Here is a 12522-nt window from a genome sequence, read left to right as displayed (position 1 = left end):
GACCTCTGCATCTGCGCACCGTTACCAGACTCGCCAAATCCGGCGTGAAGGCGTAGACGCGTGATATGAAATCCATATCCCTGTCTGATGCCCAAGCATTGCCGATCTGGCAGCGCCCTGTGACGCTCTTGTTTTGATGGCCTTGGCCATGCCTTTGTCCTTTGCCACGTGGTCGGCACTTCTCAACAACTTTGTCATCGAAGTGGCGCAATTTGACGGCTCTGACATTGGATGGCTTCACACGGTTCGTGAAATTCCGGGCTTTCTTGCCGTTGGCGTGATCTTGGTGATCCTGTTTGTGCGCGAACAAGTCTTGGCGATGTTGTCGCTGGCCTTGCTGGGGGTCGCAACCGGCGTGACCGCATGGTTTCCCAGTGTTGGCGGCATCATGTTTGTCACCCTGTTTAGCTCTATCGGGTTTCATTATTACGAGACCGTCAATCAAAGCCTTCAATTACAATGGCTCCCAAAGGATCAGGCACCCAAAACGCTTGGTTGGCTAATCGCCGCAGGGTCTGCCGCCACTTTGGTTGCGTATATTGTGATTGTCCTGACGTGGGAGCGGCTGGGCCTCTCTTATAACTCTGTCTTTATGGCGTCGGGTGGTCTGACCCTGTTGATCGTGGCCTATTGCGTTGTTGGATTTCGTCAGTTCGAAAGCCCCAATCCACAGGTTAAAAAGTTCATTCTGCGCCGCCGCTATTGGCTCTATTATGCTCTGCAATTCATGGCTGGGGCCCGCCGACAGATCTTTGTGGTGTTTGCAGGGTTCATGATGGTCGAACGATTTGGTTTTGACGTTCATCAAATTACCAGCCTCTATTTGATCAACCTCGTTGCCAATATCGCCCTGGCACCGGTCTTTGGCCATGCTGTCGCGCGGTTTGGTGAACGGCGGACCCTGATATTTGAATATGTCGGGTTGATCGGCGTTTTTCTGGCCTATGGGGGCATCTATTGGTTCGGCTGGGGCGTTTTGCTCGCTTCGGTTCTCTATGTAACTGATCACTTGTTTTTTGCGTTGGCCTTGGCTCTCAAGACCTACTTCCAAAAGATTGCCGATCCGGCTGACATTGCCCCAACCGCGGCCGTAGCCTTTACGATCAATCATATCGCGGCGGTCTTCCTGCCAGCGCTGCTTGGATACTTGTGGCTGATTTCACCGGGGGCGGTGTTTGGACTGGCGGCATCAATGGCGGCGATGAGCCTTGCCTTGGCGTTGATGATCGCGCGCCATCCTGAACCCGGCTATGAGACCGTTTTTGCGCGCGGTCTTCCTGCTCCTGCTGAATAGGCGCGCTGGTGCAGGGCGCGGGCATGGTGTAGGAGGGCGCGAACCCGCATTCGGAGAGACCCATGCCGACCTTCACCGCTTTTACCAAACTGCCCTCTAAAGACGCTGCTGAGGCGCTGGGCCTTGCGCTTGAAAGCATGGAGCCCGAACCCACCGGTATCGGCGTTTTCGAGATCGAAGATGGAAGCGAAACCTGGGAAGTTGGGGGCTATTTCCTAGAACAGCCGAACGATATTGAGCTGACATTGGTTGCGGCAGCCTTTGGGGCGGATCCATTTGTCGTTTCCGAAGTTCCCGATACGGATTGGGTCGACAAGGTGCGCCGCGATTTGACGCCGGTCGTTGCGGGTCGTTTCTTTGTTTACGGCAGCCACGACGCGGACAAAGTGCCCGCCGACAGCGTGCCGCTTTTGATCGAAGCAGCGATGGCATTCGGAACCGGGCACCACGGCACTACTCAGGGCTGTCTTGAGGCGCTCGACCGATTGGCATCCGACGGGTTCGTCGGCAAAAACGTAGCCGATATCGGCTGTGGCACCGCGGTTCTGGGTATGGGGGCCGCGAGCATCTGGCCTGACCCGGTGATTGTGTCGGATATTGATGAGGTTGCTGTCGAAGTCGCCGAAGCCAACGTCACCGCCAACAACTTGAATGACAAAGTGGTCTGTGTGGAGGCCGCCGGGTTTGGCCATGCCAAGCTGGCGGAACGTGCACCTTATGACCTTGTGTTCGCCAATATCCTAAAACAACCACTTATTGACCTGTCCCCGGATATGGCCCGTGCGCTGCAGCCCGGCGGATACGCGATCCTATCTGGCATCCTGACCCGTCAAGCCGATGACGTGGTAGAGGTTTATAAATCCAACGGGGTTAACCTTGTTCGTCGTGACACAATCGGTGAATGGGTGACGCTAACGCTCCGCAAAACTGGTTAATTTTCGCCTGACTTAAGGAAAATTCGCCACATTTGCCCAATTTTTGCCGTAATTTGGCAGTATCAAAAGGGTATCCGGTGGGGGCCGGACCATTAGAGGCTGCCATGGAAGATTCCCTCCAGTCATTTGACAACCGCCAGAAGGCGTTACGAAAAAAACATACCCGCATGGCGCGGGGTTACGTCAACAAACAAACCAAAGACGGCCGGTTCATCCAAGTGCCGGACAACAAAACCGGAAATTACGCGTTGCGTTTTTTGGTTATGTCGATCGTTGGTTTGTTCACGTTCAAAAGCTTTGTGCTTTATTGGCTTGGTGAGAGTGTTTACCAAGGGCATGTGGATGCTTTGGCCATTGGAACAGTGTCGGACAAAGTTGGTGCATTTTTGATGCAGATTGACCCGATCACCGCCAAGATCGCAGAGGCGCTGACACCCTTTGTGACCTGATCCAAGGTGCCAGCCATAAAAGAAGCCGCGCTCCTATCCAGGAGGCGCGGCTTTTTTGTCTGGCTGGTTCGGGAGTGAACTTGCGCAATCAAACCGCGCCCCAAGGGGAGATGGGACACGGTTGAAACGGCTTAGTAACGGCCAGAAATGACGTCGATGTCAGCGCGGTTCAGGCCGATGTCATCAAGCTCACGGTCCGAGAGCGACGCCAATGCGCGGCGTGTTTGACGTGCGTCTTTCCACGCGACAAACGCGCTTGCGAAAGTCGCAAAGAAGGTGCCGAAGCCTTTGGCGGAGCCAGCGGCTACGAAGGGGCGGGTCTGGTCGATTGCGGCCATGTCTAGTCTCCTTGGGTATGTTTGGGAGTAAGTATTGTCGTTCTGAAACCGCACATAATTTGGGCAAGAGGTTCCGACAAGGCGTGTTTTTTGCATGGGTTATATGCAGTTTATGCATGGCGCGAAACGTAGTTAACAACAGGCAATAAAAGGTGAAAATACGACTCTGGATATGTCGTATTTCTACTCCTTTGCGACGGTTTTCAGGGGCGTCTGTCGCCTATTGGATAGAGCGCGTCGCAAACGTGACATGACGCATTAACCTTGGCGTTTGTTCGCGTTTCGTGCTACTCGTGTATAAAAAACAACATAAGCGGGCAGCAATGCGAGTTTTGGGAATTGATCCGGGTCTTCGGAACCTCGGATGGGGTGTGATTGAGGTCGACGGAAGCCGACTCAGGCATATTGGCAACGGCGTTTGCCACTCAACAGGGACAGAATTGGCGAATCGATTGCTCTCATTGCATGAACAATTGACCGATGTGCTGCATAAATTCACCCCTGACATCGCCGCGGTCGAAAAAACTTTCGTTAACAAAGACGCCGTTGGTACTCTGAAATTGGGTCAAGCGCGCGGTATCGCATTGCTGGTGCCCGCGCAATTTGGGCTGCCCATTGGCGAATACGCTCCCAATAGTGTGAAAAAGACCGTTGTTGGTGTTGGCCATGCGGACAAAAACCAAATCGCACATATGGTGAAGATGCAGTTGCCGGGGGTGCAATTGGCGGGGCCGGATGCGGCGGATGCGCTGGCGATTGCGATCTGCCACGCCCATCACCAAAGCGTAAACAGAATGAAGGTGCGGGCATGATTGGACGGATTGCTGGGCGAATTGAATACAAGGCCATGGACCACGTTCTGATTGACGTGCGCGGCGTGGGTTATGTCGTCTATTGTACGGATCGGGTTTTGGCGACATTGCCCGGCGCGGGCGAAGCTGCGGCTTTATATACTGACCTTCTGGTGCGTGAAGATTTGCTGCAGCTGTTTGGTTTTCCGACACTGGTGGAAAAGGAGTGGTTTCGGCTGTTGATGGGGGTTCAAGGCATCGGAGCCAAGGCCTCGCTGGCAATTCTCGGGGCATTGGGCGCCGATGGCGTCAGCCGCGCCATTGCGCTTGAAGATTGGAACTCGATCAAAGTGGCCAAAGGGGTCGGTCCCAAAACCGCGCAGCGGGTTGTCATTGAACTGAAAGACAAAGCCCCAAGCGTTATGGCGATGAGCGGCGGAGCCCCAACCGTGGCGGATGATGTCATCGAAGACGTGATCGAAGCACCTCAAAAACCTGCGCCCAAACGCAAACTAGCCCGCGCCAATGCATCTGCCCAACCCGAGGCGCTTTCGGCGCTTGGTAACCTTGGCTATGCGCCCGGCGAAGCGGCAGGGGCGGTTGCACAGGCCGCCGGTGACGATCCCGACGCAGACACTGCGACTTTGATCCGGGCGGCTTTGAAACTGCTCGCACCTGCCAACTGAGGCGCATAGAGACTCTATATGACTGAACCAGATCCCTCCTTGCGCCCCGAACAATTACCAGAAGACCGTGACCGTGCATTGCGGCCGCAGATGCTTGATGATTTTATCGGGCAGGCCGACGCGCGGGCAAATCTCCGGGTGTTCATCCAATCGGCACGCCAAAGAGCCGAGTCCATGGACCACACCTTGTTTCACGGACCACCGGGCCTTGGCAAAACCACGTTGGCGCAGATTATGGCACGCGAACTTGGCGTTGGCTTTCGCATGACATCTGGCCCCGTCTTGGCCAAGGCGGGGGATTTGGCGGCGATCCTGACCAATTTGGAACCGCGCGACGTGTTGTTCATTGACGAAATCCACCGTCTTAATGCAGCCGTTGAAGAAGTGCTTTACCCCGCGATGGAAGATTACGAGCTTGATCTTGTCATCGGTGAAGGCCCTGCAGCGCGGACGGTTCGGATCGAATTGCAGCCCTTTACGCTTGTGGGGGCCACAACACGTTTGGGCCTGCTAACAACGCCCTTGCGCGACCGGTTTGGCATTCCAACGAGGCTGAATTTCTACGAAATTCCCGAGCTAGAGACGATTGTCGCAGGCAATGCCCGCAAGCTTGGAGTGACCATGCAAGGCGATGGCGCGCTTGAAATCGCCCGCCGTGCTCGCGGAACACCACGTATCGCCGGGCGGCTCTTGCGCCGGGTGGTTGATTTTGCCGTCGTCGAAGGCGGGGGTGTTGTGACACAGGCGCTTGCGGACAGTTCATTGACCCGGCTTGGGGTTGATAGCCTGGGGCTCGATGGCGCTGATCGTCGTTATCTGAAGCTGATCGCGGAAAACTATGCGGGTGGTCCCGTTGGGATCGAAACCCTGTCAGCCGCGCTGAGCGAAAGCCGTGATGCGTTGGAAGAAGTCGTTGAGCCATATTTGCTGCAGCAGGGTCTTATTCAACGGACGCCACGCGGACGTATGCTGGCGCAAAAGGCTTGGACGCATCTTGGGATGGCTGCGCCAAAGGCACCTGGCCAAACGGATTTGTTTGAGAAATGAACATCGCGCCGGAACCAAGCTTGGCTGACTTGACTGTGATGTCAGTTAAAATCTCTGATATTTATGCGCAGCGGTTCGAAACCCCTAATGACGCCAGATTTGCAGTGATGAAGCTGAGCGAGGAAATGGGTGAACTTATGGGCGCGTGGTTGCAATATCATGGTGAAAGCCGGGGCAGCGGGACGCATGACGATTTGGCCAACGAGATTGCCGATGTGTTCGGATTCCTGCTGGTCTTGGCCGCCCGAGAAGGGGTAAACCCGGCCAACGCTTTGATGACCAAATGGGGCAGGTATCTGCCGCAGGAGACGTGATGACACCGCAAGACATAGAAACGCTGTTCACTCGCAACGATGGTTCCTACCTCTGCGCGCGCTGGGGAAGGCCGATTGTGCCGATCGTTTTTGGCGTTGAAGATGACTCCCTCAGCATCGTTAAGGGGGCTTTTGAGGCCCTATGTGTGCTGTCCGGTCACCAGATGGCCGAAACGGACCCTGAGCTTGGCTCAAACGTCATGATGTTCTTTTTGCGTGAGTGGGATGAATTGCTGGGCGTTCCGGATCTTGGTCGGTTGATCGACGGGCTGGAACCAATGGTCAAACGGCTGAGTGAGACGGGGGCCAATCAATACCGAGTGTTTCGGTTTGACGATACGGGGGCCATTCAGGCGGCCTTTGTTTTCTTGCGCATGGACCAAGCTTTGGCGGAACAGGCGGCGGAAGATTTGGCGCTGTCGCAAGTCGCACAAGTCTTCTTGTTGTGGTCCGAGACGGCTTTTGCCAATCGCTCGCCTTTGGCCAAACTCGAAAACAATCAGGTGGTTTTGCACCCTGAAATCGGGGCGATTATCCGGGCGGCCTATGATCCTGTGATGCCGGTGGTTGCCCAAGACCCAAGCCACGCCTTGAGATTGTCAGCGCGCCTTGTTGCCGGACGTGCAGACCCGGCTGGCAAATAAGTCACAAGCCTAGACACTGCAAAACGCGCCACTGGTTATGGACCTTAATAACCAATGGCGCGTTTATTTGGTTAGCGAACCATGCCAACGATTTCGTATGTCCGCTCCAAAACCGGTGCAGCAATTGCACGGGCTTGGTCAGCACCGTCGCGCAAAATCGCATCAATTTCGGCCGGGTCCCGCATCAAGCGCGCCATTTCGGTCGAGATCGGCGACAACTTGGCCACGGCCAATTCGCTCAGCATCGGTTTGAACTCCGAAAACTGTTTGCCGCCAACATCGGCAAGCACCTGGTCAACCGACTGATTGGCCAATGCCGCATAGATGTTGACCAGATTACGTGCCTCTGGGCGATCCTTCAAACCTTCCGCTTCCGAAGGCAAGCCTTCGGGGTCGGTACGGGCCTTGCGAATTTTGGATGCAATTGCGTCGGCATCGTCGGTCATATTGATGCGGCTCATATCCGAGGGGTCGGATTTCGACATCTTTTTCGACCCATCACGCAAAGACATAACCCGCGTTGCGGCGCCCTCGATCACAGGCTCTGTGATCGGAAAGAAGTCGACCTTATAGTCATGGTTGAATTTCGCCGCGATGTCGCGGGTTAGTTCGACATGCTGTTTCTGGTCGTCACCGACCGGCACATGCGTTGCATGATACAGCAAGATATCCGCCGCCATCAGTGCCGGATACGCGAACAGGCCCAAAGACGCGTTTTGCGTGTTTTTACCGGCTTTGTCTTTCCACTGCGTCATGCGCTGCATCCAGCCCATACGCGCTACGGTGTTGAAAATCCATGCCAATTGGGCGTGTTCGGCCACTTGGGATTGATTGAACAAGACCGACTTTTTGGGGTCAACACCCGAAGCGATGAAACCGGCGCATAGCTCACGCGTGGCATGGGCCAGCTTGTCGGGGTCTTGCCAGACAGTAATCGCATGCAGATCGACCATGCAAAAAACGGTTTCGTAATCTTGTTCTTGTACCTCAGCAAAACGCTTGAGCGCACCGAGATAATTGCCAAGCGTTAATCCACCGGAAGGCTGAATTCCGGAAAAGACGCGTTTGGTGAAAGCGGGAGGGGTTTGGACGCCCTCGGACATGAGATTTCTCCGTCTGGAATAATGAACTCGGCTGGCTTACCCATGGTGCGACGCCCCGTCAAGAAAGAGCAGAAATGACGCACCCACATAATGAACGCCCCGTGAACCCGATGCCGCCGGTGGTGGTGGCCCTTTTTCTGGTCATGGCCGGTGTCGAATTGGTCTTTAACCTGGCCGAGCGCGGACTAGTCGGTGGGCGGTCTGCCGTTGGCTGGCGAATCGAAGGATGGGAGCGGTTTGGGTTCTCGGACAAAGTTTTCGAATGGATGATAGCCACGGGTGAATGGCCAGTCGAACATGTGATCCGATTTGTCGCCTACGTCTTTGTCCATGCCAATTTCACCCACGGCATATTTGCGATGGTGATCCTGTTGGCGATGGGCAAAATCGTGGCCGAAGCTTTGGGCGCTTGGAAATTTGTGGTGATCTATTTTGGCACGTCAATCGTCGGGGCGCTGGCCTATGGGGTCGCTCTGGATGATCCGCGTATTTTGATCGGAGCCTATCCACCAGCATACGGGCTTATTGGCGGCTTCACCTACTTTATGTGGGCCAAGCTGGGCGCGCTGGGAGCACCGCAAATTACAGCCTTTCGCTTGATCGGCATGCTTTTGGTGGTGCAATTTCTGTTCGCACTCTTATTGGGCGGGGACAACTCATGGGTTGCCGAACTTGCTGGATTCGCAGCTGGTTTCGCCATTACGGTCCTTTTGGTTCCCGGCGGCTGGTCTCGGTTCCTGGATCTCGTGCGTAGGAATTGATCGGTTACTTGCGGCGTTTGACGATGCCGCGCAACTCAGCCACGCGAAAAGCCCCGAGCATTTGCCCAGACACGCCGTAGCTTACGGCACCGATGCAAATGAGTGCCAACAGGGCGAGATAGCGGATGTAGTCGGAATAGAGCCAAGTTGCGAGCATGCTGTGGCTGGTCCAGAGTACGGCCCCCATCACTGCCGAAGCGAGGCAAATTCGCCAGATACGCGCGTAGAAACGGCTGTCAAAGCTGGCGACCGGGCCCATGCGCCGGGTGCCGTAAGCCAGCATTCCGACCATAACCCATCCTGCTGTGGTGGTCGCAATGGCAGGCGCAATCCATCCGATGACCGGAGCGAGGCCAAAGGCCAAAACTGCGTTGATCACCATGGCCCAAGCCGCGTAACGGAATGGCGTTTTGGTATCGTGGCGGGCGAAATAAACTGGCTGCAATACTTTCTGGAGTACGAAACTTGGCAAACCAAGCCCGTAAATAGCGACGGCCAAGGCAATGGCTTCGCTGTCCAACCGGGACGTGGCCCCGCGTTCAAAGAGAACCGAAACCAATGGCAGAGGGATGACCATCAAGGCCACGGCAGACGGGACCGTCAGGGCCAAAGACAACTCACCCGCCCGCGAAAATGCTTCGCGTCCGCCGGTTTCGTCTTGGGCTTTAAGGCGGCGCGACAGGTCAGGAAGTAGGACAATTCCAACCGCAATACCGACAACACCGAGAGGCAACTGGTACAGGCGATCAGCAGAATAAAGCCATGAAATTGCATTATCAAAGCTGGACGCGACCCATTGCCCGACCAAAAGGTTGATCTGCATGACGCCACCCGCAAGGGCAGCAGGAACAGCGGTCACAACCAGCATTTTCATATCAGATGACCAGCGGGGACGTGAGGGGCGGAGCTTGATCCCAGCACGGTCCGCCGCCACCCAAACCAAGGAAAGCTGTGCAATACCCGCAAAAGGGACCGTCCAGACCAGCCACATAATGACATTGCCGCCGATAATATGGGCGGTGGCCATGGCCAGAATCGAGAAGATATTGAGCAGGACCGGTGCGGCCGCTGCGGCGGCAAAACGGCCAGTGGCGTTCAAGGCACCGGACAATAGTGCTGCCAATGAAATAAAGAAGATGTAGGGAAAAACAACGCGGCCAAATCCGACGGTCAGATCAAACCGCCCGTCTTCGGCCAATCCTCCCGCGGTGGCGTAAACCAGCGCAGGCATGAAGACCATCGCAATGCCGGTCAGGATCAGCAAGACGAAAGCCAGACCGCTCAGCGCGTTGCGCGCAAAGCCCAAGGGATCTTCGTCGGCTTCGTATTTCTTGGAAAACATCGGCACAAAGGCGGCGTTAAATGCGCCTTCGGCAAAGAAGCGTCGGAACATATTCGGAAGTCGAAAGGCTGCAACAAAGGCATCCATCACGGGGCCGGGGCCAATCAGGCTCAAAATCATGATTTCGCGCGCGAACCCCAAAACGCGGCTCATAAGTGTCCAAAAGCCGACGGTCATCACGCCGGAAATCAGTTTGATTGGTTTCATGATCGCTGCCCTTTGATTGTGGCAGGCCTAGCGGATTTGATCGTCAGGGTAAACGGTTTGGCGGTCCCGGTGGGTGGCCCCCCGTTTTCTTGGCGTTGAAGGACCTCAAACAGGAATATTGCCGCCTTTGAAGTGGTCGCTGGTGTTCTGCTGCTTAGCTGGGAAAAATTCGCCGCATCTCGCTGTCAAAATGCGCCCAACTCATGGTGGCTTTATTGCCTGCGACGCCTTTGTAATAGGATTCGCCCGATGATGTTGGGAGACCTGCCCAGATTTTGGCCAGATTATGCATAAACTGTCGGCGAGTCAGATTTCCAGACATCATTTTGTGAACGCCTGCTTCGGCCAAGAGCTCGTCCGCCAATTCGTCTTGTAGTTTCCTGTCAAAAACCGCGTGGCGACTCACCCCCCGTTTCTTGACCAATCTGCGTAAGGTCGCGGGAATAAACTGATAGCGACCAATGGCGTGTTGTTGGCCTGGCGTATTGGCAATCCAAGTGTAAATCTCTTGAACGGTCATATCTGTTGGGCGCTTTTTTGGTTTACGCTTTGCCGCATGTTGAACCGCGTCGTATCCCATTTTCCCGGCTTCGGCCGAGGCAATCAAATGTCGGATTCGAGCCAATGGGCTGTTCGATGTCATCCCAAGGCTGAACCTTGCAGACGTGGGTTTTTGCTTGGCTCGGGCTGGGTAAGGGGCCAAAAGGCTTCCGGCTGATTGGCCTGCGAATAAGCTGCTACGATTGTGCGGTGCTGCGACTGCGGTACCGGATGTCGCAAAGAGCGGCTGCCGTTTGCCAAAGACGCTGGCGCGGTCTGCCATTGGCAATTGCTCAGCCCAAGATGCCGAACCAATGCCGGACATCACAAATCCGGACAGCACAAAAATCCAAAATGCCGAAATATAGCGGTGCATTCTGCCCCTCGTCGTTTTTGATCAACGTGGGTTATGACGCAAATTTATTGACAACTGATTTCGAATATTGCGCAAGATGGCATGAAACGACAGATCGGGACGCTCTGCCCCCTTGCGTTCAGGGCCCAAGCACTTAAGACACAACGAACCCAGCACACAGGAGAGTGACTGCCATGCGTATGCGCGATACCTTTATTAAGCCGATGCATCCCGAAGGCATAAAATTTGTCGCTATTTTTGCGGCGATCACCTTTGTGCTGTCACTCATTTGGGAGCCGCTCGGCTGGATTGGCATCGGATTGACCATCTGGTGTTATTATTTTTTCCGCGACCCGGTGCGTGTAACGCCTCAAAAAGAAGGCTTGGTCATTAGCCCCGCCGATGGAATTGTTTCGCTCATTGAAAAAGCGGTGCCGCCTGCTGAATTGGGTATGGCCGATGCGCCCCTGACCCGTGTGAGCGTGTTTATGAGCGTGTTCAATTGCCACGTGAATCGGGCTCCAATTGCAGGCGAGGTCAAAGCGGTAGCCTACCGCCCTGGCAAGTTTTTCAACGCTTCTTTGGACAAAGCCAGCAAAGACAATGAGCGCAACAGCCTGCGCATCGAAATGGCCGATGGTCGAGATTTGGCCGTTGTGCAAATCGCAGGGTTGGTGGCGCGTCGGATCGTTTGCTTTGTCGAGCCTGGTGCCAAGTTGCGGACAGGTGAGCGTTTTGGTCTGATCCGCTTTGGCTCACGTTTGGACGTATATTTGCCTGACGGTGTCGACCCGATGGTGCAACTTGGCCAGACTATGATTGCTGGTGAAACCGTTCTTGCCGACTTGACGGCACAGGCTTGAGGCTGGTCAAGTCACGCATGACACGGCCCAATGAAAAACCAGAACGCGAATTTTCGCTGATTCAGCTGTTGCCCAACGCGCTGACGATTGCTGCAATTTGTGCGGGTCTGACCGCGATCCGAATGGCGGCGCAGGACAACTACTTGCTGGCTGTTCAGCTGATTCTGGTTGCCGGGGTCTTGGACGGGCTGGACGGACGCTTGGCGCGGGCATTGGGAAGCGACAGCGAAATGGGCGCGGAGCTGGACTCCCTGGCGGATTTCCTTAATTTCGGTGTTGCTCCACCGCTAATATTGTATTTTTGGGCTCTGCAGGATGTGCGCGGAATCGGGTGGTTTGCCGCTTTGGTTTTTGCCATGTGTTGTGTGCTGCGGCTGGCTCGCTTCAATGTCAGCAACAAATCGCCTGAAAACGAAGGCTCCAGCGCGTTTTTTGAGGGGGTTCCCTCACCAGCAGGGGCCTATTTGGTGATGATGCCTCTTTACTGGTCGTTTGCATTCCCACAAGATGGCGGCCTGCCCGGGTTGGTACTGTGTTTGTACATCATTCTTGTGGGGCTATTGATGGTTAGCCAAATTCCAACCTGGTCTTTTAAAGCGACCAAAATATCGCGCAGCAGCCTGAAATACTTCTTTTTCGGGCTTTCAATCGTGTTCGCGGCGCTGTTGACTTACGCATGGCTGACGTTGATGACGTTGTGTCTCGCATATGTTGCGACGGTCGTTTGGGCTTGGTTCGTCGAACGCAAAACTTAGAGCCGCGCCTCATTCGAGGTGTTTCCCAATGCCGCCGGGGGACGATTTACGGCAAATTCCCGCTTTTTAGGTGTGATTAACCCAATCATAATCCGCCT

At 55.0% G+C, this 12522-nt stretch carries 14 protein-coding genes and 1 pseudogene; 11 read left to right on the top strand and 4 right to left on the bottom strand.

Translation table 11 applies throughout. The annotated features are described in order from the left end of the window. Window positions 1-65: 65 nt before the first annotated feature. From ACRBB0_RS10565 to ACRBB0_RS10555, 3 genes and pseudogenes are all read left to right on the top strand, one after another. Window positions 66-1294, top strand: a pseudogene (locus ACRBB0_RS10565) (MFS transporter). Window positions 1295-1356: 62 nt separating this feature from the next. Next, window positions 1357-2229 carry a 50S ribosomal protein L11 methyltransferase gene (locus ACRBB0_RS10560; protein WP_431374397.1) on the top strand — a complete coding sequence of 291 codons (873 nt, stop codon included), beginning with the start codon at window positions 1357-1359 and terminating at the stop codon, window positions 2227-2229. Between the two features lie 104 nt (window positions 2230-2333). After that, on the top strand, window positions 2334-2678 hold the full coding sequence (locus ACRBB0_RS10555) for a hypothetical protein (protein WP_431374396.1): 345 nt from the start codon (window positions 2334-2336) through the stop codon (window positions 2676-2678). Window positions 2679-2809: 131 nt separating this feature from the next. On the opposite strand, the gene ACRBB0_RS10550 is transcribed toward ACRBB0_RS10555, so the two are convergent. Then, complete coding sequence (locus ACRBB0_RS10550) at window positions 2810-3016, bottom strand: DUF1127 domain-containing protein (protein WP_431374395.1); 207 nt, start codon at window positions 3014-3016, stop codon at window positions 2810-2812. Window positions 3017-3339: 323 nt separating this feature from the next. Here ACRBB0_RS10550 and ruvC point away from each other — a divergent pair, with 323 nt between their 5' ends. Genes ruvC through ACRBB0_RS10525 form a run of 5 tightly spaced genes read left to right on the top strand, consistent with a single transcriptional unit; the run spans window position 3340 to window position 6498 of the window. Then, window positions 3340-3828, top strand: a complete 489-nt coding sequence (gene ruvC / locus ACRBB0_RS10545; RefSeq protein WP_431374394.1) for a crossover junction endodeoxyribonuclease RuvC — start codon at window positions 3340-3342, stop codon at window positions 3826-3828. Beyond that, the gene (gene ruvA / locus ACRBB0_RS10540) at window positions 3825-4493 is read left to right on the top strand and encodes a Holliday junction branch migration protein RuvA (protein ID WP_431374393.1); all 669 of its coding nucleotides are present in this window, start codon (window positions 3825-3827) and stop codon (window positions 4491-4493) included. Before ruvC ends, ruvA begins: the two co-directional genes overlap by 4 nt. Window positions 4494-4511: 18 nt before the next feature. Further along, on the top strand, window positions 4512-5540 hold the full coding sequence (ruvB, locus tag ACRBB0_RS10535) for a Holliday junction branch migration DNA helicase RuvB (protein ID WP_431374392.1): 1029 nt from the start codon (window positions 4512-4514) through the stop codon (window positions 5538-5540). Between the two features lie 20 nt (window positions 5541-5560). Beyond that, entirely contained in the window at window positions 5561-5854 is a 294-nt protein-coding gene (locus ACRBB0_RS10530; protein ID WP_431374391.1) for a hypothetical protein, read from the top strand. Then, on the top strand, window positions 5854-6498 hold the full coding sequence (locus ACRBB0_RS10525; RefSeq protein ID WP_431374390.1) for a hypothetical protein: 645 nt from the start codon (window positions 5854-5856) through the stop codon (window positions 6496-6498). The genes ACRBB0_RS10530 and ACRBB0_RS10525 overlap by 1 nt, the downstream gene beginning before the upstream one ends. Window positions 6499-6569: 71 nt before the next feature. On the opposite strand, the gene trpS is transcribed toward ACRBB0_RS10525, so the two are convergent. Next, window positions 6570-7601: a tryptophan--tRNA ligase gene (trpS, locus tag ACRBB0_RS10520; RefSeq protein ID WP_431374389.1), complete on the bottom strand. Its 1032-nt coding sequence runs from the start codon at window positions 7599-7601 to the stop codon at window positions 6570-6572. 74 nt (window positions 7602-7675) lie between these two features. Between trpS and ACRBB0_RS10515 the strand changes: the two genes are divergently transcribed. After that, entirely contained in the window at window positions 7676-8362 is a 687-nt protein-coding gene (locus tag ACRBB0_RS10515; protein WP_431374388.1) for a rhomboid family intramembrane serine protease, read from the top strand. Window positions 8363-8366: 4 nt separating this feature from the next. On the opposite strand, the gene murJ is transcribed toward ACRBB0_RS10515, so the two are convergent. Both murJ and ACRBB0_RS10505 read right to left on the bottom strand, forming a co-directional pair. Beyond that, window positions 8367-9911: a murein biosynthesis integral membrane protein MurJ gene (gene murJ / locus ACRBB0_RS10510; protein ID WP_431374387.1), complete on the bottom strand. Its 1545-nt coding sequence runs from the start codon at window positions 9909-9911 to the stop codon at window positions 8367-8369. Between the two features lie 154 nt (window positions 9912-10065). After that, window positions 10066-10827, bottom strand: coding sequence for a hypothetical protein (locus ACRBB0_RS10505; RefSeq protein WP_431374386.1), 762 nt, complete (start codon window positions 10825-10827; stop codon window positions 10066-10068). 173 nt (window positions 10828-11000) lie between these two features. Here ACRBB0_RS10505 and ACRBB0_RS10500 point away from each other — a divergent pair, with 173 nt between their 5' ends. Beyond that, entirely contained in the window at window positions 11001-11669 is a 669-nt protein-coding gene (locus tag ACRBB0_RS10500; RefSeq protein ID WP_431374385.1) for a phosphatidylserine decarboxylase, read from the top strand. Window positions 11670-11686: 17 nt separating this feature from the next. After that, a complete protein-coding gene (pssA, locus tag ACRBB0_RS10495; protein ID WP_431374384.1) occupies window positions 11687-12424 on the top strand; it encodes a CDP-diacylglycerol--serine O-phosphatidyltransferase in 738 nt (245 codons plus the stop codon). The last annotated feature ends 98 nt before the right edge of the window (window positions 12425-12522 follow it).

Source organism: Pelagimonas sp. (genome assembly GCF_050633425.1).
Lineage (GTDB): Bacteria > Pseudomonadota > Alphaproteobacteria > Rhodobacterales > Rhodobacteraceae > Pelagimonas.
Note: the sequence above shows the minus strand (reverse complement) of the source record. Positions and strands in the feature narration are given on the sequence as shown.